This is a genomic window from Peribacillus sp. NPDC097895, from assembly GCF_050277555.1.
GTDB lineage: Bacteria > Bacillota > Bacilli > Bacillales > DSM-1321 > Peribacillus.
Map to the genome: position 1 here is coordinate 354,548 of NZ_JBNNSH010000003.1, position 26,966 is coordinate 381,513.

The window sequence follows — 26,966 nt, forward strand, 5'->3', positions numbered from 1 at the left end:
TTTAAAAATAAAAAAACGGTGATGTTAAAAAACACCACCATCTTACCTCTAATTTTTCATCCTTGGATCCAACGCATCTCGCAGGCCATCTCCCATTAGGTTAAAGCCGAGTACCGTAAGCATGATCGCAAGGCCAGGGAAAAGAACCGTCCAAGGCGCCTGAATGATGAAAGATCTTGAATCGGCAAGCATTTTTCCCCACTCTGGCGCTGGTGGTTGTGCCCCCAAACCGAGGAAGCCGAGTGCTGCACATTCAATGATGGCAGTAGCAATCGCCAAGGTGCCTTGAACAATAATCGGTGCAAGGCTATTGGGAAGGACGTGATGGAGGAGAATCCGGCCATCTCCCATTCCAATTGCCTTCGCAGCCGTAACATATTCCTCTTCTTTCACCGTTAAAACCCGTGAGCGTAAAAGACGGCCGAATATCGGGACATTGACGATGGCTATGGCGATGAGTGCATTGCGAAGTGATGGTCCTAAAACGGCTACTACCGCAATGGCAAGTAAGATACTTGGAAAGGCTAAAATGATGTCAAAGACCCTCGATATGATTGTATCTATCCACTTTCCGTAATACCCGGCAATGATTCCTAGAAAAGACCCAACCAGGACAGACCCGGCTACAGATAAAAAGCCGACTCCTATCGATATGCGCGAGCCATAGATGACCCTACTCAAAATATCACGGCCAAATTCATCCGTTCCAAACCAATGTTCTGCAGATGGGGCCAAATGTTTATCACTTAGCTTTTGCCCCTCAAATGAATACGGTGCAATAAGCGGTGCGAAAATGGCGATTAAGATGAAAAATAAAACAATCGCCAGACCAACAAGTGCCACCTTATTTTTCTTAAAACTTTTCCACCCTTCCCTCCAGGGAGAGATGACTTTTTCCTCTGCCTCTTTGGGAGGAAGGATTGGCGATGTATTCGTTGCTATTTCAGGCATGAGTTTCCCTCCCTATTTATACTTAATCCTTGGATCGATCGCTGCATACAACAAGTCCACAATTAGATTAATCATGACAAACAAAAAGGCGATGACGAGAATCCCCGACTGTATGACCGGATAATCCCGGGAAAGTATAGCATCATAAATATATGTACCGATGCCTGGCCAGCCAAAAATATTTTCCGTTAAAATGGCCCCGCCTAAAAGTAATCCTGTCTGCAGGCCGATTACCGTCACCACTGGAATTAAAGCATTTTTCAAGGAATGCTTGTATACAACCCAAAACATTTTCATCCCCTTAGCACGAGCCGTACGAATGAAATCCGATCTCATTACTTCCAGCATGGACGAACGCGTCATCCTTGCAATTATCGCCATCGGAATGGTCGCTAACGCAATTCCCGGCAAAATGAGATGCTTGATCACTTCGAAAAACTGATCAACTCTTCCAGCAACGAGCGTATCAATCAAATACAGGCCCGTTATGGCCTCGACTGGATCCCTGATATTGTCCCGACCTGTCGTAGGAAGTAAATCCCATTGAATTGAGATGATGTATTGCTCCATTAATCCCAGCCAGAATATCGGCATGGACAATCCAATCAACGCAATCACCATCGCTGCATAGTCAAACCATGAGTTCTGGAACCAAGCTGATATTATCCCTGCATTTACACCTATGACCACTGCAATGATCATGGCAATCAGTGCTAACTCAATCGTTGCCATTAGATATGGCCCTATTTCCTCAGAAACAGGACTATTCGTTTTTAACGATACACCTAGGTCCCCCTGTAACAGGCCTGATAAATAATCCCAAAATTGAATGAACCATGGTTTATCCAAACCCAGTTCCTTTGTCATTGCCTCGACTGCCTCTTTTGTTGCTTGCTGACCTAGAATCACCTGTGCAGGATTTCCAGGAATTGCCCGAATCATCATGAATACAATAAACGCCATTCCGAGTAACACTGGAATGAGAGATCCTAAACGTCGTACGGTATAGGAAAACAAAACAATCACCCGCCTTTTACATAAGGGTCCTTTGAGCGCCCTCGATCATTTTGAAATGCATTCCATAACAAAACCGGGAAGCATGCAAGACTACATACTACCCGGTTCGTACGGTTAATTTTCTAGTGAAACGTTAACAAGGGATTGAGAACCAGTTGGATGTGGAACAAACCCTTTGACTGTCTTGGATCCGGCTAGCTGCGGTAAAGAGTGGACAAGTGGAACCCATGGAGCATCATCATGGATAATTTCCTGAGCTTTTTCATATAACTCATTACGCTTGGCTTCATCTGCCGTGGACTGCGCTTCAATCAATAGCTCATGAACTTCATCATTTGCATAGCGAGCATAATTGTTGGAGCCGATATTATCTTTATCCAATAAAGTATAAAGGAAGTTATCCGCATCTCCATTATCGCCTGTCCAGCCCATCATGAAGGATTGAGCTTCACCAGCCTGTACTTTCTCTAAATAGGCAGCCCATTCGTACGAAACGATATTTGCTTCGATGCCGACTTGTTTTAAGCTTGCTTGAATGGCTTCGGCCACTTTTTGACCATCTGGCATATATGGACGCGGTACCGGCATTGCCCAAAGATCCATTTTAAATCCATCCTCAAGTCCAGCTTTTTTCAGCAATTCTTTCGCTTTTTCAACATCGTAATCATAGTCTTCGATTTTATCGTTGTAGCCAGAAATAGATGGCGGCATTGGGTTCTTTGCAGGCTCTGCTGTGCCTTCGTAAAAATTATCAATGATTTCCTTTTTGTTGATCAAATGGGAGATGGCCTGACGCACTTCTTTTTTGTTGAAAGGTTCTTTCTCAACATTGAAAGCAAAGTACCCAACGTTCATGGATGCCCGTTCGAATATTTGCAATTTGTCATCTCCTGTAACTTTGCTGATATCACTTGGGTTCAACCCGTCCATTAAGTCGATTTCACCTTTGATTGCAGCATTTAAACGCGCAGAGTTATCTTTAATGACTTTAAACGTGATTCCATCAAGTTTTGGCAGTCCTTTCTGCCAATAGTCATCGTTTTTCACAACTTCAATCGTATCGCCAGGTTTCCATGATTTGAATTTGAAAGGACCTGTTCCAGATGGATTCTTAGTGAAATTGTCTCCCTCTTTTTCAAATCCTGTCGGACTGGCTATTGCAAATGTAGGCATGGCAAGATTTTTCAGGAATGGTGCCTGCGGACGGCTCAAAGTGAATTCCACCGTGCTGTCATCGATAGCTTTTACTTCTTTGATAACATGTCCTTCATCACCTTCAAATCCGCCAAACATAGAGGCGTAGTAAGCAAATTTACCTTCGTCCTTACTTTTTGCCCAGCGTTGAAAGTTTTTTACGACTGAATCCGCATTGAAATCCGTACCATCATGGAACTTGATTCCGGTTTTCAATTTGAATGTGTATGTCTTGGCGTCATCAGACACTTTCCATGATTCTGCAAGACCAGGATTTATTTCCGTATTATCTTCTCCGTATTTCACAAGCGTTTCAAAAATCTGCTGTGTGACGATGAATGATTCACCATCCGTTACGATAGCTGGGTCAAGACCGACAGCATCTCCGCCTTTACCGTAAATCAATACGCCGCCTTTCGCTTCACTCGATCCCCCATTACCATCATCTTTCTCTTTTGATGTAGACGAGGAGCATCCAGCAAGCGCTAGCGAAAGAGCCAGGATACCAGTCAACAATAATGCCAATGTTTTCTTCATATTCTTCCCCCTTATTTTTTACGAATTTATGTATACGTCATGTCAGTTGTATAAATGACAAGCAACGTAGTGACCAGGTTTATGTTCATGCAAAACTGGTTTTTCCGAGTTGCACTCCACCATCGCTTTCGGGCACCTCGTATGGAATGGGCAACCGCTAGGCGGGTTTGATGGACTTGGAACATCGCCCTGAAGGATTACCCTATCTCCCTTGTATTCCACATCCGGAATCGGCACTGCTGATAATAAGGCCTGGGTATAAGGGTGAAGAGGATCTTCATACAGTTCCTCACTTTCCGTCAATTCAACTATATGCCCAAGATACATGACACCGACACGATCAGAGATATGCCTTACTACTCCCAGATCATGGGCAATGAAAAGGTAAGTCAAATCAAAATCTTCCTGCAAATCCTGCAGGAGGTTCAAGACCTGGGCCTGAATCGATACATCCAGTGCAGATACGGGTTCATCGGCGATGATCAGCTTAGGGTTGACCGCAAGTGCCCTTGCAATGCCAATACGTTGCCGTTGGCCCCCACTAAATTGGTGCGGATACCTTTTAGCATGGTAACTGCTTAAACCAACAACCTTAAGAAGCTCTTGTACACGGGCTTTACGCACCTTTTTATCTTTTACCCCATGAACGATAAGCGGTTCTTCCAATATCTTTTCAACAGTATGCCTGGGATTGAGGGAAGCGAATGGATCCTGGAAGACCATCTGCATTTCACGGCGCATTTTTCTCATTTCACGGGAAGATAAAGTCGTCAGGTCCTTTCCTTCGAAATAGACATTCCCTTCACTCGGTTCAAGTAATCGAAGCAGTAATCTTCCCGTTGTCGATTTACCGCAACCGCTTTCCCCGACAAGACCTAATGTTTCCCCTTTGTAAATGGAAAAAGACAAGCCATCTACGGCTTTGACCTCTCCGACGGTCTTTCCTAGGACGCCTCCTTTAATCGGAAAGTGCTTCTTTAGGTTTTCTACCTTAACCAATGTTTGATTCATGCAAGGCTTCTCCTTTCCCATCTTCATACAGCCAGCAACGAACATGCTGGCCATCATCAAATTCCAAAAGAGACGGGGTCTCACTTATACATTGCTCCATGGCATGGGAGCAACGAGGGGCAAACTGGCACCCGAGGTTGCCTGTCCCAGGTTTTGGAACATTACCAGGGATCGAGTAAAGACGTTCTTTCTTAATCCGCATATCTGGAATCGACTGAAGTAATCCGACCGTATACGGATGCTTAGGACTTTGGAAAATCGTTTGCACATTTCCTTCCTCTATTACCTTGCCGGCATACATGACAATGACACGTTCACACATTTGCGCCACAACGCCAAGATCATGGGTAATCATCATGATTGCTGTATCTGTTTCTTTATTTAAGTTCTTCATTAACTCTAAGATTTGTGCCTGAATCGTCACATCCAAAGCCGTTGTCGGTTCATCCGCTATAAGAAGTTTTGGCTCGCAGATCATGGCCATGGCAATCATGACCCTTTGTCTCATCCCACCTGAAAGCTGGTGAGGATATTCATCGATCAATTCTTCGGCACGGCCAAGCCCAACCAGTTTCAACATTTCCACGGCTCTACGACGGGCCTGCTTTTTGTTCCATTTTTTATGTATCCGCAGCGTCTCCACCAGCTGCTCGCCTATAGTGAAAACTGGATTCAAGCTTGTCATCGGTTCCTGAAAAATCATCGCTATGTCATTTCCGCGAATCTTTCTCATCCTCACCTCAGAAGCGTTTGCGATATTCTCTCCTTTAAAAAGGATTTCTCCCTCCACCTTACCAGCCGGTGAAGGAACCAGTCCCATGATAGACAAAGAAGTTACGCTTTTTCCGCATCCTGATTCTCCAACAATCCCTAAAACCTCACCAGGATTGACATGAAAATCGATTGAATTTACGACAGGGATCACCCCATCGTCTGTACGAAAACTGGTTCGAAGCCCATTCACCTTAATAATTGGTTCGTCCATCGTATCACTTCCTATATATAACTTTTTTTCCAATTATATTATTGGGTTTATTATTGCATCAAAATTAAAATATTACAATATATTTTCTAAAAATTCTAATTTCACAGAATAATTTTTTTATTTTGTTAAAAAACAGACTTTTTGGCATGAAAAAAAGGCTGCATTTTTGCAGCCATCGAAAAGGGGGGGAATCAATTATTTGATACCTTTTGCAGGTAAACCGGAGTTTCCAGCGAGGAAAAAGCTTATTTGCTTTGGGGAATGAAAGGGGGAAAATGAGCTTTATGCTGCAATCAAGCTTTACGGAGTTTTTTTCTGTCACCGAAACATCCTTCGCCTTGTTCAAGAGCTGAAATACGTTCCGTTAATTTTTCATTATGGTCGTATAAATACTTGTTTTGAGATACCAATTGAGCAAGCATCAATTTAATCTGTACTAATTCATATTCATTATCCGAAGCTTTCACATGGGTCTTCGCTACAAGACGAATTAAATCGCTAATGAGTTCTTCCATGCGCTTATTATTTTGTATTGTCTGAAAAATCGAGGCTGCTCCTGCCCGGAGGCAAACCTTATCTCCTTCGCTCATGATCAACCTCCACGTAAGACTTATAAACCAATATGTTGAAAATCCTGTGGCTTAGCATCATTTTGTTTAGTTGCAATAAATTGAACCATCTCTGCGACCACTTCAGTTACATATACATTTTTACCCTCTTTGTTTTCATATCTTCTCGTTTGTATTCTGCCTGTGATACCGATTAATGCACCTTTTTGACAATATTGAGCCGTATTTTCAGCCGACTTTCTCCATATGATACATTGTACAAAGTCAGCCTCATAGTCACCAACAGTATTTCGAAAGTTACGGTTGACCGCTAACGTGACATTGGAAACAGCTTTACCGTCAGGGGTGTATCTTAATTCTGGATCTTTCGTAAGCCTGCCGACGAGGGTAACTTGGTTGATCATCTATTCACTCCTTTCTGTTTATCATGCTTATATCATACTCATTCTCGACTTAATTAAAAAATGGATGAAATGACCTTTCTCCTGCCTTTTTCTTCTTGAAAAATCGATTTGAAGCTGTTCAAAATCCATTTTTATCGTTTGAAATTACGTGAAAAACGAAAAGTTAACAAAATTAAATATTTTGCAAAATTTTATTCTATCGTTCATAATTTAGACAGTTGTTGGGTTTTCATTTCATTAAGGGACAGTTTTTTAGTATGATATAATTACCTTAAAAAGGATTAATCATTTGAATCATTTCGGGGGGTAGATTTACATTTACAATGAGAGGGGTAATTAACGCTCTTCTGGCAAGAAACGGAGGAATTAGATGAAATCATTTAAATTAATCTCGTTGCAAATTGTTACTGAGAATTTACACTTGATTGATATTGCATTGACAGACGGGCTAATCATTAATAAAGAAAACGATGCTAGAACATGGTTACTGGAAGCATTTGTAGAAGAAAGTCATTTCAATGAGCTTGAACACGCACTTCCCAAGATTGACGGAGAGGTGTATATTCAAGCCGTCATTACCAAAAAGGACAATGAACCGGCTTTGTTTCACACTGTCTTACGCACCATAAGAAAAGTAGGCAACCATTACAGCCTATTATTCGTTGGTCACATCCAAAAAACGCGTAGCAAATATGCAGAACTTCTTCTTGAAGATTTGGTCCAAAAAGGTCTATCCGGCGAAGAGCTAATAAATGAGTTCAAGCAAAAAATCCGCTCAAAGCCTAAATTGGCCACGAATAAATAAAGGCCCTTCCCTTATATCCCATTCCCCTAATCGAATACACACAAAAAAAAGACTGACTTAGACGAATAAGGATGATAATCCTCTTCTTACCTAAGCCAGTCTTTTTCAATCTGTGCTAATTACTTATTGTTGTCGTCTTTTTTATCATTGTTGTCAATCAAGTCATCTGTGTCATCTGTGTCATTTACGTCATTATTATCGTCGTTGTCAATCATTCCATCATCATTATCATCATTGATGTTGTTATCATCTGTGCCGTTGTTATCATTTACACCATTCTTATCATCTTCAATGATGTTGTTATCATCTTCAGGTGCGGGATTGTTATCATTATCATTCGTTCCACATCCAGCAAGGAACATTATGGATAATAAAGAACCCCCGAGTAGTGCAAAAATTCTTTTCTTCATCATTTTTGGCAACCTCCCTTCTTTCTTAATCATTAGCTATTTTGCCCGAATGTGAAAATAACTTGCGTCCTATTTTAAATTTAAAAAGAAAAACCACCGATCTCATCTTTCATAGGAATTTCATCATAAAAAAAGCCGGACATATAAAATGTCCGGCATTCAAAGGGAGAATAGAAAGGAACTTATCTGCTTTTGCTTTTTATAAGCAATGCAGCGCCTCTTTCATATATACACTGCTGCACGATCCCCTAAACCTTTTTTGAAATATAGTCATATTAATCCATTTTATAAAAATGAATGTACTTTTTTTTATTTGTCACCAAAAGCAAACATGATTTCGGCTTCACATGCTATTTCGCCATCCACCGTTGCGACCGCTTTCCCTTTGCCCATCGAGCCTCTCATACGCACTATTTCAACTTCAAGACGCAGCTGATCACCTGGTTTTACTTGCTTTTTAAAACGACAATTATCAATTCCGGCGAAAAATGCAAGACGTCCTTTATATTCATCTTGTTTCAAAACGGCTACAGCGCCGACTTGCGCTAAAGCCTCGACAATTAATACCCCTGGCATAACTGGATAATCCGGAAAATGCCCATTAAAGAATTCTTCATTAGCTGAGACATTCTTCAAACCTACCGCTCTTTTCCCCTCATCTATTTCTATGATCCGATCCACTAATAAGAATGGGTAACGATGCGGAATGATTTCCTTTATTTGCGTGATATCAAGCATATTTTTTCCTCCTGAGATTTTTTTTCAATAACGTAAACGTGCCCCTGCCTTAAAGGACAGAGACGTAGTTGCCATGTACTATAATCAAAAACCGACGGCAACTGCCTCATAAGACAAGGCACTATGCACCCTTGTTCACTATATCAATAATATGGGTCCATGTGGATTTTTGGAAAACATCCATTGCATGTCCTCCCCCGATCACACTGTAACCTAAAAGTGCCCCGGACAATACAGCAATGAAAATCAATCCGATAACAATGAGTAAACGAAGCCAAATTGGCAAAAGACGGACCTTGATTCTACGATTCGGTTTCGTCTCAACTTCCTTTATCTCTTCTTCAATTTGTTGTCTCATTACACGATTTTGTTCCATATAGAATGTGAAAGCTCCTTTTTCTAAGAAAACTCGCCGACTGATTTTTCTCTATACTCCAGAAATTCGGCAGCTATGCAAAATGATAGGCACAAACGATTCTCTTTGTTATGAATTCATTATAACCGATTTGCTATAATTCCGCAGGGAAGCATTTTATTTTCCAGAAAACTCAACGGATTCCATTGATTAATCCACTCATTTGATCAGCCATCGTAACTGCCCGGGATTGAAATTGATAAGAACGCTGAACATTGATCAGATCCGTCATTTCTTTGGAAAGGTCGACATTTGATGACTCCAGAGTGCCTTGACGGACAGCTATTTGATTACGCGTATTCCCAGTTAGTGCAGTCATGATATCATCTTTTGTAACACCCAAGGCATCGATGTTTTCAGGAAGGCCCAGTAAATTTCCGCCTAGCTGATCAAGAAATTGCGGTTTCTTGACCGAGACGATGCCGAGCTCAAAACTCTTTTCGCCGTATTCTTCGGTATCCACCAACACTAAGCCATTTTCCGAGATCTTAATGTCTTTAATACTTCCGTCAATAAGGATCGGGTTTCCATTTACGTCAAGGACTTGATGTCCTGCAGAGGTAACGAGCACCATTTGTTCTGGATCATTCCAATTGGGAGATAAATAAAAGGCACCATCCCGTGTAAGCCTTGTATTGATTCCTTTATCATCCTTAACGCTTACAGTGAAGAATTGGTCTTCCCTGGTGAATGCTGCATCAAGGTTACGGTCCGTCGTTTTTAAGGCTCCCTGCGATAGCACCAATTGAGATTGGCTTATCTTAGCACCTGTTCCCTGTCGAATGCCAGGTGTGGTCAGCCTCCCTTTTTCCTTCGTCTCACTCGGCTGATTATTGAAACTCTGTATCAATAGGTCGTTAAAACTCGTTTGGGTCTTTTTGTAGGCAGTCGTGTCCACATTAGCGATATTATTACTTATTTGATCAAGTTTACTTTGAAGTTGGTTCAGCGTATTCGTCGCTGTCATCATGGTCCGATTCATGGATATTCCCCTTACATGTTCAATTTTCCAAAGACGCTTTTCCTCTAATGTTCACTTAAAGCTTGCCAACTTCATTGACCGCTTTATCCAAACTTTTATCATAGGCTTGAAGGACCTTCTGACTCGATTCAAAAGAACGGTATGCCGACATCATTTCTGTCATCGTTCTCGATTGATCGACATTAGAGCCTTCAAGGAAGCCTTGCTTAGTAGAAAAACCGACCTCTAAGGCTGCGTATGCGCTTGGCAATTCCCCATCATTCAAAACCTTATAAAGTCCTTCTCCGTCCTTCATGAGCTGTGATGATGGATTATCTGAATAACCGATGCCCAGACGTGCCGTTTGAACATTTCCTTCTAAAAGAACACCGTTTTCCGTTATCGTGAACCGATCGCTATCAAGCTTGATCCGCTCATTACTATTATTCAATACATAATGACCAGCAGGGGTAGTTAAATAACCTTTTCCATCTAGAGTAAAACTGCCGTTGCGCGTATAACGAAGGTTACCATCACCATCCTGAACAGTAAAAAACACCGATCCTTGCCGACCGGTTTCTTCATTGATTGGAAGGTTTTCATCAGCCAAGGCAATATCTGTATTAAGCTGGGTCTCCTCCAATGTACCCTGGGTAAATAAAGGGTTAGCCTCCTGTACGTAAACGCCGGTACTGAGCCCCCCAACCTTGGATAAAGTAGGCATACTCAATTTGTTCTCCGTGGGAATGGTTTTACCATCCATGTTGCTAATAAGCATTTCCGGAAATGACCTTACACTTGTTTGATCCGCCTTATACCCCGTTGTATTTGCATTGGACATATTATTTGTGAGCAATTCCGTACGCCTTTGCTGTGTAAGCATCCCGGAAGCAGCTGTATAAAAACCTCTTAACATCTTCTTCACTCCTCATTCAACATAACTTATCCGTTCAATTTCTCATATCTTTCTTATCGGTCATGAACATCAGTATCTTAAGGAAAAAAGAAAAGCATTAGGCAGAAGAGTTTGTCTGTATTTTAGGCTAGGTCAGATTTAAAGGAATGGTGTTAAATTATCGACTAAAAGAAGAGGGCCTATTGCTCATCAGTACTAGAACTGCACGCACTTTCACTATGCCTCATGTTTGTCTGAACCTTAGACCCCTATCTTATGATGCAGATTTCCATCCGCTTTTTAGTTGAACTTGTGGCGTGGCAATTTATCCATATTATCAAGCATGATTCCAGTTCCAATTGCTACACAGTCCATTGGATGCTCTGCAACGAGTACTGGGACTTTGAGTTCTTCCGCAAGTAGTAAGTCAATGCCGTGAAGCAATGCTCCCCCACCTGTTAAAATGACGCCACGGTCGATGATATCAGCTGAAAGTTCAGGTGGTGTCCGCTCAAGTACGCTTTTCGCAGCTTGTACAATGATCGAAACCTGCTCGCGAAGGGCTTCCTCAATTTCTTCAGAGTTGACCGAAATGGTCCTAGGTAATCCTGTTACCATATCACGCCCACGAATATCGATGACTTCATTACGTGAACCAGGGAAGACGGTTGCAACCTGGATTTTAATGTTTTCCGCTGTACGTTCACCAATCAGAAGCTTATACTTCCGCTTGATATAATGTAAAATTTCATTATCGAATTTGTCACCGGCCATTTTAATTGAAGAAGATGTAACGATATCCCCCATTGAAAGAACGGCTATATCGGTTGTACCGCCGCCAATGTCTACGACCATATTGCCGCTTGGTTGGAATATATCCATACCAGCGCCGATTGCAGCCACTTTTGGTTCTTCTTCAAGGAATACTTTCTTCCCACCACTTTTTTCAGCAGCTTCTTTTATCGCTTTTTGTTCGACACTTGTTATGTTTGTCGGGCAGCAAATCAAAATTCTAGGCTTTGAAAGAAAGCCTTTCACATTCAATGTATTGATAAAATGCTTAAGCATCGATTCTGTTACATCAAAATCCGCAATGACCCCGTCTTTTAAAGGACGAATTGCGATGATGTTTCCTGGAGTACGGCCTACCATTTTTCGAGCCTCTTCCCCGACAGCAAGAACACGGTTTGTATTCTTATCAATCGCTACTACCGATGGCTCATTTAACACAATTCCTTTACCTTTGACATGTATAAGAACATTGGCTGTTCCAAGATCTATCCCAATATCTCTAGCAAACATTTCTTAAATCCTCCTTGAATATCCTCACATATAACCTACTTCTGTCCTAATTGTTTATTTTACCATATTGCATTGACACAAGTAAGTATGAATTATAAATAATCACTAACAGAGACTATTTTTACCTAAAATCCCAATATGTATTAAATTTCAATACCATAAGTACTATTTCCCGCCTGTCCCCATAAAAAAAATCCCGGCACGGAATCGGAGTCAAAAATCAGAAAAAAAGTTGACACATTTTCATGTCCCTTTATCCATCTCCTGATTGCCCGATCACCTTCCAAATACCGGAATGATATCAGTGATTATTTAACGATTTCTTCTTCTCTTTCAGATCGTTTATATTTTAATTTTGTTGCTTCGCCACCTCTAAGGTGACGAATGGATTTATGATAATCCAATATATCCTTCACTTCGTTAGCCAAATCTGGATTAATTTCTGGCAGCCTCTCAGTTAAGTCTTTATGCACTGTACTTTTAGAGACTCCAAACTCTTTTGCAATGACGCGGACTGTTTTTCTAGTTTCCACGATATACTTTCCTATCTTGATAGTTCTTTCTTTGATGTAATCGTGCACACCACTCGACCTCCCCAAATTGGATGTGAGAAGTGTGAAATGAGATTCGTATTTTTCGAATCGAATACCGCTGCCCTATAAACAATGAAAGATAGAATTATTCACCTATTAGATAATTTGTAATAAACGATTCCTCACCTCAAACACTCTCTTTGCATGGTTTATAACATCTTATTAGCTTGGTTAAGAATATATGCCTAATGGGACAGGAGGTTTGGATTTATTTCTTAGTTTTATCTATTTATTTTCCTTTGGAACAAATTATTTCCCGAGAAATTTGTCACAAATTCTACTATTTCAGCAAATTGCCCAATATTTCCTCGAAAGAAAAAAAGGAAGCCGTTCAAAATGAACGGCTTCCTTTTACCAAATTTTCAGTTGTTGTCATTCGTAACGCTTAAGGTTTTTGTTTTGATTTTATTATTAATTAGATTGATTTAACGAATCTTTTAAGGAATCGCTTTCCTCAGTTGTATCTTCACCTGGGGTAGAGCCTTCTTTATCAGTGCCATTCTCTAAATCAGTGCTCTCGTCAGTTTCGTCAACGGCTGGCGTTTCATCCGTGCCAGTCTCAGACTCTTCGACTGCAGGTGTTTCTTCTTTATCAGTTTTAGATTCTTCGACTGCAGGTGTTTCTTCTTTGTTAGCCGAATCTTCTAGTTCACTGCCTTCCATTCCAGTTGCAGATTGAATGGAAGAAGCTTGTTTATCAATAAAATCAGTTGGGTTTAACGCAATGTTATCTTTTCTGATTTCGAAGTGGACATGCACGCCCGCCTCTTCGTTGATTTGACTTTTTCCAGATGTAGCAATTGCTTGTCCTTGTTTCACTTTGTCACCAACTGCAACCTTAATGTCTTTAACAGATTGATAACGAGTAACGACACCATCTTCATGCTCTACTTCAATTAAATTTCCAAGTAACGCATCATCTTGAACTTTCGTTACATTTCCACTTAAGGATGCTTTTACATCGAAAGACTTTCCATCTTCCATTGCAATGTCTATACCTTTGTTTTGCTCATATCTATTGTTGTAGAAAACCAATGCTTCTTCTTGTGCCTTTTCATCCGCATTCACATCATAAAATTGTTTCTTGATAACCGATTTATCTGCATCGGCTACAGGCATCTTGATTGTCTCAAGATTGCTGTTGACCTCAACAGAAGGCTGATCATAGTTTTTTCCTGTTTCAGCTGATTCCTCTTTGCCATCTTTAGCTGAGTCATTAAAACTATTTTGTAATAAGAAGGCCGCGGCTAAGATTATGGCTGCACTTGCGATATAGATTGCTGCTAATGCCCAACGTTGTTTTAGTATACGTCGGATTGTGGAAGTTGGTTTCTTTTCTTCCTCTCTCATATTAATCACCTCAGCAATCATTCTGAACATTTTGTTAAGATTATATACATTCAGGAAAAAATTTTTTTAGATTTATTTTGTGGAAATGAAACCGATTTTATTCGTAGAATGGTAAAATGTTTGGTATCTTACTGTTGAAGGATGTCTAATTCATGAAAAAAGCCATTAAACTCGTGTTAACATTTTTGCCTTTTCTATATATGATTGCCATTTGGATAATGTCGAGCAATCCCGATGATATGATTCTTGATCTTCCATCATCCTCGATTGACCGATTTATTAAAGAGGCACTCCATTTAGTCGAATTTGCCCTGTTGTACATTTTATTCGTTTCGGCTCTTGCTGCAAACCAAAAACTGAAACCTGGTTTAAGCCTGTTTGCGGCCCTTGTCGCTTGCCTTTACGGAGTAATTGACGAATACCACCAATCTTTCGTCCCATACCGCTCCTCTACCTTAATAGATGTCATTAAAGATATCATTGGAGTAGCTGCAGTCTATTTTCATGTCCAATATCATTATTTCAAGCGTAAACGGGGCTTTTTGACCATTATAGAAAAAATAAGCGCAAAAGAATGAGAGATGGGATTCCCCATCTCTCATTTTTTCGCTGTCATCGTATTCAGCCACTTATTTGAAGACTGAACTTTAACACCTTTATAATAATACTTTACGATGTCTTCATAGTTTTTTCCTTCCCTTGCCATTCCATTTGCACCGTACTGGCTCATTCCAACTCCGTGTCCAGATCCTTTTGTCGTGATGACAATGCGGTTGCCTTGGCGCTCCCAGTTAAAATCAGATGATGTCAACCCTAGCTTTTCACGAATCTGTTTACCTGTCATTTTCTTTCCTCCGATATCCACCACACCCACGCGATTACCGGAAGTCCTTTTAATGACAGTCCCTATTGTTGTTCCAGATGATAGACTTACACCCAGTTTGCTTTCAAAATCTGCAGTATTCACTACAACTTTATTATAAAACTTGGGGGATTCTTCTTTATCCCATGGACTGGATACACTTTTTAAATAGGGGAAATCCGCTTCCCAATAGTCTTCTGAATTTTCCGTGTAGCCATTGCTGGTCGAAAAAAAAGTGGCTGTAATCGGCTTTCCTTCATAAGTTAGGATTTGACCCGCTGTTTCCTTTATTGCTTTATTAATTTTTTTCATCTTCCATTTATAATCAGAGCCCCACTGCTTTTTTAGCTCATCATTATTCATATATACTTGGTGCATGACAGTATCGCTTACATCAGCACCGTCCGGTAAGCCCAAACGAGTTTCACTTATGAGCTGATTGACAATGTAAGTTCTCGCCGTCAGCGCTTGTGCCTTCAATGCTTCTTCTTCAAAATCCGCTGGCATTTCAGCTGCAACCACACCAGTCAAATACGATTCAATTGGCAGTTTTTCAATCTTTTTTGCAGATGTACGGTATACGGCAACTTCTACGGAACTCATTTCATTAGCACTTACTTCTTTACCTTCCTTCTTCACGTTCTTTTCTAATTGTTCGGCTAACTCCCCACTTGTCTTATCATTTGAAAATGGAAGCACAAGCACTGCTGGAATCATGATAATTACGAATGCTACTGCTATGAATAGTACGATCATCGGTTTGATTGCTTTCAAATTCCTGAGCCTCCCTACACTTGTTTTCTCTGCCGTAAAATCTCCACATCCAGCAGGTATCTTTACATAACAAATGTATGTCGAAGGACAAGCTTTTATGAATAGAAAAACAAACAACGATTTAGCTGGAGGCCGCAAATTCTGGAACAAAACAAAAAAAACCATTCATGTTTCAATGACTCAAACATGAATGGTTTTTATAAATATCTTAAGCGTTTAGATCGGCAATTTTTTTCGTTTCTGCAGGTACATCTTCGTTAATACGTTCCACATCAGCACCTAAAGATGCCAATTTACCATGGAAGTTCACATATCCTCTGTCAAGATGCTTTAATTCTGTAACACGAGTAATGCCATCTGCAACCAATCCAGTCAGGATGAGTGCTGCCGCGGCACGTAAATCTGTTGCAGCTACTTCTGCCCCTTGAATGTTAGTTGGACCATTAACGATAACAGAACGACCTTCGATTTTAATATTGGCATTCATGCGACGGAATTCCTCAACATGCATGAAACGGTTTTCGAAAACGGTCTCCGTAATCATACTTGTTCCTTCAGCACGCAATAATAATGCCATCATTTGTGATTGCATATCAGTCGGGAAACCAGGATGCGGCATTGTTTTGATATCAATGGCCTTCAAGGTTTTTGGACCGATGACGCGTAATCCATCTTCTTCTTCAAGAATTTTAACGCCCATTTCTTCCATTTTAGCAATAAGGGAAGTAAGGTGTTCAGGTACAGCTCCTTGAACAAGAACATTGCCGCCAGTAAGAGCAGCCGCTGTCATGAATGTACCAGCTTCGATACGGTCAGGTATAATCGCATGTTCAGTGCCATATAATTTATCGACACCTTCGATTCTCATCGTACCCGTACCAGCACCTCTGACTTTGGCACCCATTTTATTAAGGAAATTCGCAAGATCTACAATTTCAGGCTCTTTGGCCACATTTTCAAGAATAGTTATACCTTCAGCAAGTGTTGCTGCCATCATGATGTTTTCAGTGGCACCCACACTCGGGAAGTCAAGATACACTCTTGCACCCTTAAGTCTTCCTTCTACCTCGGCATCAATGAAACCATTACCGACCTTCACTTTTGCTCCCATCGCTTCAAAACCCTTTAAATGCTGATCGATAGGACGTGATCCGATGGCGCAGCCACCAGGAAGAGCAACGCGGGCCCGGCCATTCCTCGCTAGTAATGAGCCCATCACTAAAACGGAAGCTCTCATTTTACGTACATATTCAAATGGTGCTTCTTCTAATAACTCTCTTGATGCATCTACAGTTACTTGATTGTCATGAAAGGCAACATCTGCATTTAAGTTGCGCAATACTTCATTGATTGTATATACATCGGAGAGCGTAGGAACATCTTTAATGATACTTTTCCCATCACTTGCTAATAATGTTGCAGCGATAACTGGCAAAACGGCGTTTTTAGCACCTTCTACTTTAACTGTCCCGCTAAGCCTTTTTCCGCCGCGGACGATGATTTTTTCCAAAAGTATTCCCCTCCGCGTCCATTTTCTCTATATTAATATTCAAACGTTATGATTGGTGTGCCAACTACAAAGTTCGTTCGGTCACCCAATCCTTCTGTCCGTAGCCCAAACTGCAAATTTAATTTTTCTTTTGTCAAAGGTTGTTTAAACAATGTTGAATGTGCAGATATAGATGTAAAGTTTTTTTCATGCACACTCTCAATTTCCCTTGCTTGGAACATATCTAACAGGTCTTCAGTTTTAGAGTTTAAAACCGAATCCATATTATCATTGATAGACCCTTTAATACAAGAAAAAATTGAAGGAGTCCCTATAAATAGGTCATTCACCCTGTTCTGGAACGTAGTTGTAAAAAACGTTGAATTAGCTTTTTCCCATTTTTGTCCCTTCACTTCGTAAATAACATAGGTAACTTTATCAAATTCCTCTTCCGTTGTCATTATTTTAATAGACTCGGTTAGACCTGAATCGACATTGTAAGCTAACGCCTCAGCCTTCCAGCCGGAAGCATCATCTTTCCGATGCCATTGAAATTGAGGGTATTTTTGCTTCAAAGCTGAAACTTCTCTTCCAAACTCTTGTTTAGTAGCAATCTCTTTATTTATTTCTCTAGCGAGAACAGACCAATTTCCTATGTCTAAATCCTTATCCTTTTGTAACAGTCCCACCAATTTTACTATATCTGGTTTGTTTTCTGCCACAATCGTACTATTCCCAATTAAAATCACCATTAAACCAAGAAATATTATGTATATTAACATTTTTTTGTTCAAATTATACATGTTAAATCCCTCCCCTTTTAAACATTATTTCCATAAGGAGAGAGATCATACTTCGAGTTTTCCGACAATTGGTGACACCTTCCACCTGAAAAAGTTGCAGGGGAAGCATGGCGAATACAAGAGTAGAATCATATTTTGCTATAAGCAGAGCTTTACAGCTTATCAGTCATTACTAAACATATAGGGGAGTTGGTTTGCAAATCCCAGGTAGTCAAGGAAGAAATTACTCACAACTGAACCGATGGCAACCGTTAATAAAATATATAAAACCCTGGCCTTGATGACCGAATTGGATCTTAAAATTTTATCAAAATGTAATGCCTGTAGAGCCCACCAGGTAACTGCAATGAAAAACAAGTGCGCAATTATTCCTGTTAAAGCTTGCTGTCCCATTGCTGAAAACATGTACATACCTCCTAAAAGACACCCGTCTTATATTCTAACACAAAACCCCTTAGTATTTGGAATTAAAAAGGAAGAATTGCAAAATATCTTTTTAAAACTGTAAATAGAGGCTAATCCAATGGAATGAGCCTCTGCTACAGATATTATATCATTTACTCGAAATAAAGTCTGTAAAATCACCAAATTGATCGTGAATGAAGTCAAAGGCAAGATTAGGGGCTACCCCGAAAATTATCGTGCCTATTACACAAATGATTAACACGGTGTATAGACCAGAACGGATTTTAATGACCTTGTCTGAATGAAAGGGTCGGAAAAAAACTTGAACCAATAATCCGAAATAATACACATAGGATACGATGGTACCTGCAATCATGATTCCCGCAAGGACAAAATGTCCAGGCTCCGTAATGAATGTTCCAAGGAAAATATTCAGTTTGCCAATAAAGCCTGTCGTCCCGGGAATTCCGGCCAGCGAAAGGATAAAGACCGTAAATGTAATGGCAAGGTACGGTGATTTTTTCCCTAGTCCTGCAAGAATGCTAATGTCATCTGATCCGCTTTGACTGGAAAGCAGTTGAATGACTGCAAATACACCGATATTCATCAATACATATGCCAATAAGTAATACCAGACTGTGTCCATCAGGAAATATCCTCCACCCAATGTAGCTACCGCTACAAGGAGGTAACCCGCATGGGCGATGCTTGAATAAGCGAATAATCGTTTTAAATTTTGCTGCCTTAACGCAATCAGATTCCCAATGATGATCGTCAAACCAGCCAATGAAGCTATATAGATATTATTTTTCTCCAAAAAGTCAAGTGCTCCGAAAACGTCACCGGAGGCTGTTTGAAATAACGAAAGAAAAATGCGCAGGATAATGACAAAACCTGCCATTTTCGATATTACACTTAAGAAGGCTACGACTGGTGTTGGTGCCCCCTCATAGACATCCGGTGCCCACATATGAAATGGAGCCGCAGCTATCTTGAAGGATAGTCCGACAAAAACCATGAAGAAAGCGAGACCCATAATGTATTGCAGCTGACCATCCGTCAGCGCGGCCATCGTCCGGCTCATCTCGGCTAGGTTGACTGAACCAGTCACACCATATAAATAGCTCATCCCGAATAAAGTGATCGCCGTGGAAATACCTCCGTTTATTACATACTTCATGGACGCTTCGTTAGACTTCAGATCATGTTTACGTATACCGACTAATATATACGATGATAGTGAAAGCAATTCCAGCCCAACAAACAGGGTTATCAAATCCCCGCTTGAGGACATGATCATCGCTCCAAGCAAGGCGGTCAGGAACAGATAATAAAATTCCCCCCGATGTTCTTGCAACCCCTCTTGCGGTTCATAACTTTCAGCCAGAAGGATGATAAGACCCGCTCCGAATAATAAGAGTAGCTTAAATGCTTTTGCAAAAGAGTCTAACCGAAATGTATCGGATAAGATACTGACTGACTCAAAGGATAATAAGCTAATCAGTGACAAACATGCTAAAATGATGCCTGTTAGCGCGAGCCAGGCCAGTTTCCTTCGATTAAAGTGCTTCGGCCAGAATAAATCCAATATTGAAAGAATCATAGCCGTTCCAAGGATGATGAATTCCGGCATCATCGCTCCCCAATTATAAGAAAGCATCGTGTTCCAATCCATCCTTCATCGCCCCCCTAGAGCTAGAATCATGGCTTCAATCGTTCCTTGGAGAGGCCCGCCTAACAAATTTGGGTAGACCCCAACGGATATGATCAAACCTAGAAGAACCAATGCCGGTACAAACTCCAGCCCTTTAAGGTCCCGTTTCTCTTTTTCTACCAAGCTATTAGTTTTACCAAAGGTCATCATCATAACTGCCCTCAGTATATATACTGCCGTTAAAACCAGCCCGATCACCCCAACTGCCGCAAGCGTTGGTTGACTCTTGAATAAGCCGAGAAATACCATGAATTCACTGATGAAGCCAGACATGCCAGGCAAACCGAGTGAAGCCATCCCGCACGCTAACATCAATCCGGAAAAAACCGGCATGGACTTGGCCAATCCCCCAAGCTTAGGGAGCATGGTGGTTCCCGTCCGTTCGTATAATACACCCACCAAGAAAAACAACAGAGCAGCAATTAACCCATGTGAGATTACTTGAAAGATGGCTCCCTGAATGCCCGCTTCATTCAAGGCTCCCAGCCCCATCATGACGATCCCCATATGCGAGATCGATGAGTATGCTAAAACGAGCTTGAAATCCGTCTGTACCAACGCTAAAAGTGCACCATATAAAAAGCTGACGACCCCAAATAGGACAACGGTGAAGGCCAAGCTTTTATATTGCTCTGGAAATATCCCCATTCCAAACCTGATGATTCCGTAAGCCCCTATTTTCAATAAGACACCTGCATGAATCATGACTATGGATGGAGGTGCCTCTGCATGGACCCTCACCATCCAGCTGTGAAAAGGGAATACGGGCAGCTTTACTGCAAATGCAATGAGGAAGGCCATACATAAGCCATACTTCATCGAACCGGATATGGGTGCAAAAAGCGATACACCGCCCATTGTCATCATCTGTGTCAAAGCCGCAATATTGGTTGTACCCGTCCGGGCAAATAAAATTAAAATAACCACCAATAAAACTGCCGAACCAATGCCGTTATAAATTAAGAAACTATAAGATGCTTTCTCCCTCTCCAGAAAGCCCCATCTGCCAATTAAAAAGAAAGCGGGAATCAACGTCATTTCAAAAAAGATGAAAAAAAGGATCAAATTTTCTGCCGTAAATACACCGAGCATTCCAATCTCCAAGATCAAAAATAGCAAATAATACCCTTTCCATTCTTGTTTTATATAAATGGAGGCGATTGCTGCCAGTGAACAAATGATTGTTGTCAGTAATATGAAGATGAGACTTAATCCATCCAGACCCAACTCAAAATTAACTGTGAAGAGCTTGGGATCATACACCTCCAGATTCCCAAACCTTATCCAATTCACCTTAATGTCGAAGAGGGAAAGGGCAACACCAGAATAGTATTGACTACATAGAAAGAACGAGAGGAAAAGAGGAGGCAGTGTTCCGAAAAAGCCAAATTGTTTAATCGTCCTTTCCTCTTTTTTCGGCATAAGGGCAACCATCACAATACCCAGCAAGGGTGAAAACACTAAAAGTGAGAGCAAATAGACATTCATCTTAGATACCCCCCAGTTACTGCAAAAATGACCAACAATACCGCAAGTCCCAAAAAGGCTATCATGCCGTAACGCTGTACCTGTCCCGTTTGCAGTTTAGACCCTATTTTCCCCAACCCCTCTATCGAGCTTGTTACAGTGGATACCACCCCACCGACAATGAACCTTTCGATATAAGATAGGAATAAACTAAAGCCTTTGATTGCATAGCCTACGGTAAAATGGTAAATCTCATCAATATAATACTTATTATCCAAAACTCTATATAACTTGTTGTTTTCTTGCACAAGCCAGCTCCGAGGCAACTTCTTTTTAGCGTATATCATATAAGCAAGGAAGATCCCTGCCAGCGATACAAGCACGGCCATGAACATAATCCAAACAGGACCCTCACTATGGCTATTACCTCCAAGAAGCGTTTCATTTCCCTCCATTAGCCACTCACCAAGGAAGGTTCCAAACCATGGTGTTTGGACATACCCACTGATTACTGCAAGCAATGCCAATACAAGCATGGGAAGCAACATGATTGAAGGTGATTCCTTGACCTGATTCACTTGACTGCGTGATTCTCCTGTAAACATCATGAAAAACAGCCGGAACATGTAAAACGCAGTTAAAAAGGAGGTGATCACCGCTAGTGCAAACAACAAATAATTACCATTCTCCCATGCTGCCATTAGAATTTCATCTTTACTGAAAAAACCCGAGAGTAAGGGAAATCCTGATATAGCTAAAGTGCCAGTCAAGAACAGCGGCCCAGTCCAATTCAATTTCCCCCATAAGCCACCCATTTTTTCTATATCCTGTGTATGTATAGCATGAATAACACTGCCTGCTGCCAAAAACAGCAATGCTTTAAAAAAGGCATGGGTCATTAAATGAAACACGCCAGCCACATATCCAGCAGTACCCAAAGCAAGCATCATAAAACCAAGCTGAGAGACTGTCGAATAGGCCAATACTCGCTTAACATCCTTTTGCACAAGAGCAATGCTTGCGGCAAAGATGGCTGTAAATCCACCTGTTATTGCCACGACTTGCATCGCAGCAGAACTAGCCAGGAATAATGGGAACATGGTCGCTACCAGGTAAACCCCTGCAGCAACCATGGTTGCTGCGTGAATCAGCGCGGAAACTGGAGTCGGGCCTTCCATTGCATCGGGAAGCCATGAATGAAGAGGAAATTGTCCAGATTTTCCAACCGCACCGATAAAAATTAAAATGGCAATCAATGTCAAGCTTTCATTTGATATCACGCCCGATTGAACGGCTTGAAAGATCTCTCCATATTCAAAGCTGCCTGTTTCCCAGAAAAGTAGAATAATACCGATCAAGAGCCCTACATCCCCAATTCTGGTCATGATGAACGCCTTCTTCGCTGCATTCTTGGCTTCCTGTTTATAATAATAAAATCCGATCAGCAGGAAGGAGCCCACCCCTACCAATTCCCAGAAAAAATAAAGTTGTAATAAATTGGGTGCCATGACAAGCCCAAGCATGGCAAATGTGAAGAAGCCCAGATATGCATAAAAAGTGGAGAATCGCTCTTCACCCTTCATATATCCCTTCGAATATAACTGGACAAGCAAGCTGACAAGGGAAACGATCACAAGCATCAAAGCATTAAGCTGATTGATTTCAAATCCCGCTTTAAGTTGCGTCCCTCCGATGGAAAGCCAATCTATCGTTATTTTATAAGTAGGTTCTTTAAATCGTTCCATCAAGACAAGCAACGATAAAATAAACGAAGCAAGAGTACATATTATTCCAATATATGCCCCTCTTTCCCGCAACCGCCCACCTGATAGAAGCAGAACCAGAAACGTGACGAGTGGAAAGATCGGTATGAGCCAAGCGTTCTCCATCATCGTATCAAATCCCCTTCTTCAATTATATGAACCTTCAATGCTTCATAATGTCCATTTCGTCGACATTGACCGTCTTCCGATTGCGATATAGGGACATTAATATAGCCAGACCTACAGCTGCCTCAGCTGCAGCAATTGTAATCGTGAATAATGAAAACACTTGACCTGTAATGGATGGCGTTACCCCGAATTTACTAAAGGCAACTAAATTGATATTCGCTGCGTTCAGCATCAGCTCGATTGAAATCAAAACAATGACAGCATTTCTTTTTGTCAAAGCTCCATACAACCCTATACAAAATAAAACGAGTGCCAATACGAGATAAGCTGACAAGGGAACTCCCGTCATGATCGATCTCCCTCCTCATCATCTTTTTTAGCTAATACGATGGCACCGACTAAAGCTACAAGCAGGAGTACAGACATTACTTCAAATGGGATTACATATTTTGAAAAAAGTTCGATTCCTATTTGTTTTGTATTTTCCTCATGCAAGGCGGTTGGCTGTACAGGTATATCCAGATTATAAATCCCCAGATAAACCGCCACGGCGAATCCAGCAATCGCTAATAGCAAAGTGAATTTCCCCCAGCCTCCTTTTGCCGGTTCGTCACTTTCTTGATGTTTAGTCAGCATAATGCCAAATAACATCACGATCGTAATGGCCCCTGAATAAATCAGGATCTGGACGACGGCGACAAACTCTGCCGAGAGCAACAAATAAATACCGGCAATGCTTAAGAAAGTAAAAACAAGTGCAATGACCATATGGACCACTTTTGTTAACGTAATTAGCAGCACCCCGCCTAATATGGCTACGAGTGCCAAGCCAAAAAAGGCAATTAATTCACCGGATAAAGTCATACTTTATTCACCTTCCGGATATTTTCATCGTTCTCATCCAACCACTCCAGATTTTTAAATAAATGATCCCGGCTGTACTCCGCCAGCTCAAATTGGTTCGTCATTACGATTGCTTCTGTAGGGCAGACCTCCGTACATAGATCACATAAAATGCAGATCTCGAAATTAATGTCATACGTATCGATGATCTTACCTTTTTTCGACGGATCAGGATGCTTTTTACCAGTTAATTGAATACAATCCGTTGGACAAATTGTCACACATTGATTACATACAATGCACTTTTCAGGGTAGAATTTTTGGATTCCGCGGAATCGGTCAGGGAGCGGCAGCGGCTCATTCGGGTAGTCATAGGTCACTTTTTTCCTGGTCAAGTTCTTTAATGTATAGGTTAAACCTTTTGCTAAACCAAGCATTTAAATCCCTCGCTTTCTGACCAGCTTAAGTTTTTTAAAAAAGGTTGATTAATTCTTTTATAAGTGCTGTCAAAAATATATTAGCTAACGCAACCGGGAGCAGTACTTTCCATCCGAACTCCATCAATTGATCGGCCCTTATACGAGGAAATGTTACACGGATCCAAACCAGTACATAAAACACAGCACTGAATTTCAGACCGAACCAGATAGCCGCCGGAATAAAATCCAAAAACGGAATAGAATTCCATCCCCCTAAAAATAATACAGTGGTTAGCGTGGCCATTGCAAACATATAGACATATTCGGATAACATAAAGAAGGCCCAGCGAAAACCAGAGTATTCAACATGATAACCCGCAACAAGTTCGGATTCCGCTTCCGGAAGATCAAAAGGTACCCTGTTCAACTCGGCAACCGATGCAATAAAAAACACGATAAATGCAATCGGCTGAAGAAAAATGAACCAAACCTTCTCTTGGGCTGCGACTATTTCATTCAAGTTTAAGCTACCTGTTAAGAGTACGATTCCCACTAGCGACATCACCAACGGAATCTCATAAGATATCATTTGTGCGGCTGCCCGCATCCCGCCGATCAACGAATATTTATTATTGGATGCCCAACCAGCCGTGACGATTCCGATTGTCGATATGCCGGAAATGGCCATATAGTACAGAAGACCTACACCTATATCGGCAAATTGGAAGGCATCCGTGAACGGCAAGGTGGCAAGGACCATGAAGGCTGGAGCAAAAGCAATCACTGGCGCTAATATATAAAGCGGCTTATCGGCTTTTTTGGGTATGGTATCTTCCTTGATCAGAAGTTTCAAAACATCGGCAACGGTCTGCAAGAGACCCCATTTTCCTCCAATTTGGTTGGGACCTACCCGCAGCTGCATGAACCCCATGATTTTCCGTTCTGATAGGATTCCATAGGTAACAAACCCTAACACAACGAATAGCAGCAGGACTGCCAAGCCAAAAAATATGCCAAAATTCAATAAGCTTGGAGTGGAGTGGAGCAAATCCTTGATCATTTATCCATCCACCTCCCCTAGAACAATATCGATTGCACCTAATATCGTTATCAAGTTCGCCATATTTTCCCCTTCCAATAGCTTCGGAAGTATTTGCAAATTATAAAATGAAGGTCGGCGAAATTTTAAACGATATGGCTCCTTTTTCCCTTCACTCGCGATATAACAGCCGATTTCCCCTCTTGGTGATTCAATTCGGACAAATGCTTCACCCTTTGGAACCTTTATAATTTTCGGGACCTTAGCAAGGACTGGCCCTTCTGGAAATTGCTCGACCGCCTGCTCAAGTATTTTTAATGATTCTTCGATCTCCTCCATTCTACAGTGATAGCGTGAAAAGGCATCACCCTCTTCCCGTGTAGGTACATCAAAGTTGAACCTGTCATAAATGGAATATGGTTCATTTTTTCGTAAATCCCAGTTCACACCTGTACACCTTAAGTTTGCTCCGCTAAGAGAATACTGCAACGCTTCTTCCTTCGTATAGGTGCCTACCCCTTTAACTCGATTCACAAAGATTTCATTCCCTGTTACAAGCTCATGGTAACCTTCTAGCTGTTCCCTCATATACGGCACAAACTCGGCCACCTTTTCAATCCAATCGTCAGGAGCATCCCATTTCACACCACCAACACGCATATAATTGAAGGTAAGCCGTGCCCCTGACAATTCAGTTAATAGATTAACGATCATTTCCCGTTCCCGAAAAGCGTATAAAAAAGGGCTCGTCGCACCTATATCAAGCAAGTATGTACCCCACCAGACAAGGTGGCTTGCAACTCTGCCCAACTCCATTGCGATTACCCGCAAATATTCTGCCCTATCGGGGATTTCCATCTCCATCATTGTTTCAACAGCATGGCAAAGCACATAATTATTTGTCATTGCGGCCAGATAATCGAGCCGATCGGTATATGGAATGATTTGTGTATATTGCAAGTTTTCCGCTAGTTTTTCCGTACCGCGATGCAGATACCCAATGACAGGGGTAGCCTCTTTTATAATTTCACCATCAATTTTGATGACAAGCCGAAAAACACCATGTGTGCTCGGATGCTGCGGCCCGACATTGAGAAGCATTTCTTCCGTCCTTAGCATTGG

General features: G+C 41.3%; 29 protein-coding genes. 2 read left to right on the forward strand and 27 right to left on the reverse strand.

All coding sequences use genetic code 11. From position 1 onward, the window contains the following. Nucleotides 1-48: 48 nt before the first annotated feature. The 7 genes from ACQKMH_RS17945 to ssb all read right to left on the reverse strand — a co-directional run bounded on the left by ACQKMH_RS17945 (nt 49) and on the right by ssb (nt 6,668). Entirely contained in the window at nt 49-951 is a 903-nt protein-coding gene (locus tag ACQKMH_RS17945; protein WP_230159085.1) for an ABC transporter permease, read from the reverse strand. A 12-nt stretch (nt 952-963) separates the two neighbouring features. Then, nucleotides 964-1,968: an ABC transporter permease gene (locus tag ACQKMH_RS17950; protein ID WP_427588822.1), complete on the reverse strand. Its 1,005-nt coding sequence runs from the start codon at nt 1,966-1,968 to the stop codon at nt 964-966. A 114-nt stretch (nt 1,969-2,082) separates the two neighbouring features. Then, nucleotides 2,083-3,699: an ABC transporter substrate-binding protein gene (locus ACQKMH_RS17955; protein ID WP_427588823.1), complete on the reverse strand. Its 1,617-nt coding sequence runs from the start codon at nt 3,697-3,699 to the stop codon at nt 2,083-2,085. A gap of 42 nt (nt 3,700-3,741) precedes the next feature. Next, on the reverse strand, nt 3,742-4,710 hold the full coding sequence (locus tag ACQKMH_RS17960; RefSeq protein WP_427588824.1) for an ABC transporter ATP-binding protein: 969 nt from the start codon (nt 4,708-4,710) through the stop codon (nt 3,742-3,744). Further along, a complete protein-coding gene (locus tag ACQKMH_RS17965) occupies nt 4,691-5,695 on the reverse strand; it encodes an ABC transporter ATP-binding protein (protein ID WP_427588825.1) in 1,005 nt (334 codons plus the stop codon). Before ACQKMH_RS17965 ends, ACQKMH_RS17960 begins: the two co-directional genes overlap by 20 nt. A 293-nt stretch (nt 5,696-5,988) precedes the next feature. Further along, nucleotides 5,989-6,285 (reverse strand): hypothetical protein, encoded by a 297-nt coding sequence (locus ACQKMH_RS17970; protein WP_427588826.1) that lies wholly within the window; start codon nt 6,283-6,285, stop codon nt 5,989-5,991. 20 nt (nt 6,286-6,305) lie between these two features. Beyond that, nucleotides 6,306-6,668 (reverse strand): single-stranded DNA-binding protein, encoded by a 363-nt coding sequence (gene ssb, locus ACQKMH_RS17975; protein WP_427588827.1) that lies wholly within the window; start codon nt 6,666-6,668, stop codon nt 6,306-6,308. A 370-nt stretch (nt 6,669-7,038) separates the two neighbouring features. On the opposite strand from ssb, the gene ACQKMH_RS17980 reads away from it, so the two are divergent. Beyond that, the gene (locus ACQKMH_RS17980; protein ID WP_427588828.1) at nt 7,039-7,473 is read left to right on the forward strand and encodes a YwpF family protein; all 435 of its coding nucleotides are present in this window, start codon (nt 7,039-7,041) and stop codon (nt 7,471-7,473) included. Between the two features lie 119 nt (nt 7,474-7,592). Here the strand turns inward: ACQKMH_RS17980 and ACQKMH_RS17985 are convergent, their stop codons facing one another. The 8 genes from ACQKMH_RS17985 to ACQKMH_RS18020 all read right to left on the reverse strand — a co-directional run bounded on the left by ACQKMH_RS17985 (nt 7,593) and on the right by ACQKMH_RS18020 (nt 14,137). Next, the gene (locus ACQKMH_RS17985) at nt 7,593-7,886 is read right to left on the reverse strand and encodes a hypothetical protein (protein ID WP_427588829.1); all 294 of its coding nucleotides are present in this window, start codon (nt 7,884-7,886) and stop codon (nt 7,593-7,595) included. A 306-nt stretch (nt 7,887-8,192) separates the two neighbouring features. Then, complete coding sequence (gene fabZ / locus ACQKMH_RS17990; protein ID WP_427588830.1) at nt 8,193-8,621, reverse strand: 3-hydroxyacyl-ACP dehydratase FabZ; 429 nt, start codon at nt 8,619-8,621, stop codon at nt 8,193-8,195. A 121-nt stretch (nt 8,622-8,742) separates the two neighbouring features. Beyond that, nucleotides 8,743-8,997, reverse strand: a complete 255-nt coding sequence (locus ACQKMH_RS17995) for a DNA-directed RNA polymerase subunit beta (RefSeq protein WP_230159095.1) — start codon at nt 8,995-8,997, stop codon at nt 8,743-8,745. A 172-nt stretch (nt 8,998-9,169) separates the two neighbouring features. Then, nucleotides 9,170-10,018, reverse strand: a complete 849-nt coding sequence (locus ACQKMH_RS18000; RefSeq protein ID WP_427588831.1) for a flagellar hook-basal body protein — start codon at nt 10,016-10,018, stop codon at nt 9,170-9,172. 55 nt (nt 10,019-10,073) lie between these two features. Next, complete coding sequence (locus ACQKMH_RS18005) at nt 10,074-10,913, reverse strand: flagellar hook-basal body protein (protein ID WP_427588832.1); 840 nt, start codon at nt 10,911-10,913, stop codon at nt 10,074-10,076. A gap of 279 nt (nt 10,914-11,192) precedes the next feature. Next, complete coding sequence (locus ACQKMH_RS18010; protein WP_427588833.1) at nt 11,193-12,194, reverse strand: rod shape-determining protein; 1,002 nt, start codon at nt 12,192-12,194, stop codon at nt 11,193-11,195. Nucleotides 12,195-12,502: 308 nt separating this feature from the next. Continuing rightward, nucleotides 12,503-12,775 carry a sporulation transcriptional regulator SpoIIID gene (gene spoIIID, locus ACQKMH_RS18015; protein WP_034315767.1) on the reverse strand — a complete coding sequence of 91 codons (273 nt, stop codon included), beginning with the start codon at nt 12,773-12,775 and terminating at the stop codon, nt 12,503-12,505. Nucleotides 12,776-13,198: 423 nt separating this feature from the next. Beyond that, nucleotides 13,199-14,137 carry a peptidoglycan DD-metalloendopeptidase family protein gene (locus tag ACQKMH_RS18020; protein WP_427589005.1) on the reverse strand — a complete coding sequence of 313 codons (939 nt, stop codon included), beginning with the start codon at nt 14,135-14,137 and terminating at the stop codon, nt 13,199-13,201. Nucleotides 14,138-14,289: 152 nt separating this feature from the next. Here ACQKMH_RS18020 and ACQKMH_RS18025 point away from each other — a divergent pair, with 152 nt between their 5' ends. Continuing rightward, complete coding sequence (locus tag ACQKMH_RS18025) at nt 14,290-14,715, forward strand: VanZ family protein (protein ID WP_427588834.1); 426 nt, start codon at nt 14,290-14,292, stop codon at nt 14,713-14,715. A 20-nt stretch (nt 14,716-14,735) separates the two neighbouring features. Here ACQKMH_RS18025 and spoIID read toward each other — a convergent pair whose 3' ends face one another. The 12 genes from spoIID to ACQKMH_RS18085 form a co-directional block, all read right to left on the reverse strand. After that, nucleotides 14,736-15,773 carry a stage II sporulation protein D gene (gene spoIID, locus ACQKMH_RS18030; protein ID WP_427588835.1) on the reverse strand — a complete coding sequence of 346 codons (1,038 nt, stop codon included), beginning with the start codon at nt 15,771-15,773 and terminating at the stop codon, nt 14,736-14,738. Between the two features lie 208 nt (nt 15,774-15,981). Then, entirely contained in the window at nt 15,982-17,283 is a 1,302-nt protein-coding gene (gene murA, locus ACQKMH_RS18035) for a UDP-N-acetylglucosamine 1-carboxyvinyltransferase (RefSeq protein WP_230159231.1), read from the reverse strand. 32 nt (nt 17,284-17,315) lie between these two features. Further along, nucleotides 17,316-18,065 carry a YwmB family TATA-box binding protein gene (locus ACQKMH_RS18040; protein WP_427588836.1) on the reverse strand — a complete coding sequence of 250 codons (750 nt, stop codon included), beginning with the start codon at nt 18,063-18,065 and terminating at the stop codon, nt 17,316-17,318. Between the two features lie 162 nt (nt 18,066-18,227). Beyond that, on the reverse strand, nt 18,228-18,470 hold the full coding sequence (locus ACQKMH_RS18045; protein ID WP_101223821.1) for a DUF1146 family protein: 243 nt from the start codon (nt 18,468-18,470) through the stop codon (nt 18,228-18,230). A gap of 148 nt (nt 18,471-18,618) precedes the next feature. Continuing rightward, on the reverse strand, nt 18,619-20,145 hold the full coding sequence (gene nuoN, locus ACQKMH_RS18050; RefSeq protein WP_427588837.1) for an NADH-quinone oxidoreductase subunit NuoN: 1,527 nt from the start codon (nt 20,143-20,145) through the stop codon (nt 18,619-18,621). 3 nt (nt 20,146-20,148) lie between these two features. Next, nucleotides 20,149-21,672 carry a complex I subunit 4 family protein gene (locus ACQKMH_RS18055; RefSeq protein WP_427588838.1) on the reverse strand — a complete coding sequence of 508 codons (1,524 nt, stop codon included), beginning with the start codon at nt 21,670-21,672 and terminating at the stop codon, nt 20,149-20,151. Then, complete coding sequence (nuoL, locus tag ACQKMH_RS18060; RefSeq protein ID WP_427588839.1) at nt 21,669-23,543, reverse strand: NADH-quinone oxidoreductase subunit L; 1,875 nt, start codon at nt 23,541-23,543, stop codon at nt 21,669-21,671. The genes ACQKMH_RS18055 and nuoL overlap by 4 nt, the downstream gene beginning before the upstream one ends. 34 nt (nt 23,544-23,577) lie before the next feature. After that, nucleotides 23,578-23,892, reverse strand: coding sequence for an NADH-quinone oxidoreductase subunit NuoK (gene nuoK, locus ACQKMH_RS18065; RefSeq protein ID WP_064467120.1), 315 nt, complete (start codon nt 23,890-23,892; stop codon nt 23,578-23,580). Continuing rightward, nucleotides 23,889-24,407, reverse strand: a complete 519-nt coding sequence (locus ACQKMH_RS18070; RefSeq protein WP_427588840.1) for an NADH-quinone oxidoreductase subunit J — start codon at nt 24,405-24,407, stop codon at nt 23,889-23,891. The genes nuoK and ACQKMH_RS18070 overlap by 4 nt, the downstream gene beginning before the upstream one ends. Next, complete coding sequence (nuoI, locus tag ACQKMH_RS18075; RefSeq protein WP_048685828.1) at nt 24,404-24,823, reverse strand: NADH-quinone oxidoreductase subunit NuoI; 420 nt, start codon at nt 24,821-24,823, stop codon at nt 24,404-24,406. Before nuoI ends, ACQKMH_RS18070 begins: the two co-directional genes overlap by 4 nt. 34 nt (nt 24,824-24,857) lie before the next feature. Next, nucleotides 24,858-25,865 carry an NADH-quinone oxidoreductase subunit NuoH gene (nuoH, locus tag ACQKMH_RS18080; RefSeq protein WP_427588841.1) on the reverse strand — a complete coding sequence of 336 codons (1,008 nt, stop codon included), beginning with the start codon at nt 25,863-25,865 and terminating at the stop codon, nt 24,858-24,860. Continuing rightward, nucleotides 25,866-26,963: an NADH-quinone oxidoreductase subunit D gene (locus ACQKMH_RS18085; RefSeq protein WP_427588842.1), complete on the reverse strand. Its 1,098-nt coding sequence runs from the start codon at nt 26,961-26,963 to the stop codon at nt 25,866-25,868. Nucleotides 26,964-26,966 lie beyond the last annotated feature (3 nt).

Excerpts from the sequence above, each read along its gene's own strand:
- ACQKMH_RS17945 (WP_230159085.1), bottom strand. The coding sequence starts at position 951 with ATGCCTGAAATAGCAACGAATACATCGCCAATCCTTCCTCCCAAAGAG.
- ACQKMH_RS17955 (WP_427588823.1), bottom strand. The coding sequence starts at position 3,699 with ATGAAGAAAACATTGGCATTATTGTTGACTGGTATCCTGGCTCTTTCG.
- ACQKMH_RS17960 (WP_427588824.1), bottom strand. The coding sequence starts at position 4,710 with ATGAATCAAACATTGGTTAAGGTAGAAAACCTAAAGAAGCACTTTCCG.
- ACQKMH_RS17965 (WP_427588825.1), bottom strand. The coding sequence starts at position 5,695 with ATGGACGAACCAATTATTAAGGTGAATGGGCTTCGAACCAGTTTTCGT.
- ACQKMH_RS17970 (WP_427588826.1), bottom strand. The coding sequence starts at position 6,285 with ATGAGCGAAGGAGATAAGGTTTGCCTCCGGGCAGGAGCAGCCTCGATT.
- ssb (WP_427588827.1), bottom strand. The coding sequence starts at position 6,668 with ATGATCAACCAAGTTACCCTCGTCGGCAGGCTTACGAAAGATCCAGAA.
- ACQKMH_RS17980 (WP_427588828.1), top strand. The coding sequence starts at position 7,039 with ATGAAATCATTTAAATTAATCTCGTTGCAAATTGTTACTGAGAATTTA.
- ACQKMH_RS17985 (WP_427588829.1), bottom strand. The coding sequence starts at position 7,886 with ATGATGAAGAAAAGAATTTTTGCACTACTCGGGGGTTCTTTATTATCC.
- fabZ (WP_427588830.1), bottom strand. The coding sequence starts at position 8,621 with ATGCTTGATATCACGCAAATAAAGGAAATCATTCCGCATCGTTACCCA.
- ACQKMH_RS17995 (WP_230159095.1), bottom strand. The coding sequence starts at position 8,997 with ATGGAACAAAATCGTGTAATGAGACAACAAATTGAAGAAGAGATAAAG.
- ACQKMH_RS18000 (WP_427588831.1), bottom strand. The coding sequence starts at position 10,018 with ATGAATCGGACCATGATGACAGCGACGAATACGCTGAACCAACTTCAA.
- ACQKMH_RS18005 (WP_427588832.1), bottom strand. The coding sequence starts at position 10,913 with ATGTTAAGAGGTTTTTATACAGCTGCTTCCGGGATGCTTACACAGCAA.
- ACQKMH_RS18010 (WP_427588833.1), bottom strand. The coding sequence starts at position 12,194 with ATGTTTGCTAGAGATATTGGGATAGATCTTGGAACAGCCAATGTTCTT.
- ACQKMH_RS18020 (WP_427589005.1), bottom strand. The coding sequence starts at position 14,137 with ATGAGAGAGGAAGAAAAGAAACCAACTTCCACAATCCGACGTATACTA.
- ACQKMH_RS18025 (WP_427588834.1), top strand. The coding sequence starts at position 14,290 with ATGAAAAAAGCCATTAAACTCGTGTTAACATTTTTGCCTTTTCTATAT.
- ACQKMH_RS18040 (WP_427588836.1), bottom strand. The coding sequence starts at position 18,065 with ATGTATAATTTGAACAAAAAAATGTTAATATACATAATATTTCTTGGT.
- ACQKMH_RS18045 (WP_101223821.1), bottom strand. The coding sequence starts at position 18,470 with ATGTTTTCAGCAATGGGACAGCAAGCTTTAACAGGAATAATTGCGCAC.
- nuoN (WP_427588837.1), bottom strand. The coding sequence starts at position 20,145 with ATGGATTGGAACACGATGCTTTCTTATAATTGGGGAGCGATGATGCCG.
- ACQKMH_RS18055 (WP_427588838.1), bottom strand. The coding sequence starts at position 21,672 with ATGAATGTCTATTTGCTCTCACTTTTAGTGTTTTCACCCTTGCTGGGT.
- nuoL (WP_427588839.1), bottom strand. The coding sequence starts at position 23,543 with ATGATGGAGAACGCTTGGCTCATACCGATCTTTCCACTCGTCACGTTT.
- nuoK (WP_064467120.1), bottom strand. The coding sequence starts at position 23,892 with ATGACGGGAGTTCCCTTGTCAGCTTATCTCGTATTGGCACTCGTTTTA.
- ACQKMH_RS18070 (WP_427588840.1), bottom strand. The coding sequence starts at position 24,407 with ATGACTTTATCCGGTGAATTAATTGCCTTTTTTGGCTTGGCACTCGTA.
- nuoI (WP_048685828.1), bottom strand. The coding sequence starts at position 24,823 with ATGCTTGGTTTAGCAAAAGGTTTAACCTATACATTAAAGAACTTGACC.
- nuoH (WP_427588841.1), bottom strand. The coding sequence starts at position 25,865 with ATGATCAAGGATTTGCTCCACTCCACTCCAAGCTTATTGAATTTTGGC.
- ACQKMH_RS18085 (WP_427588842.1), bottom strand. The coding sequence starts at position 26,963 with ATGCTAAGGACGGAAGAAATGCTTCTCAATGTCGGGCCGCAGCATCCG.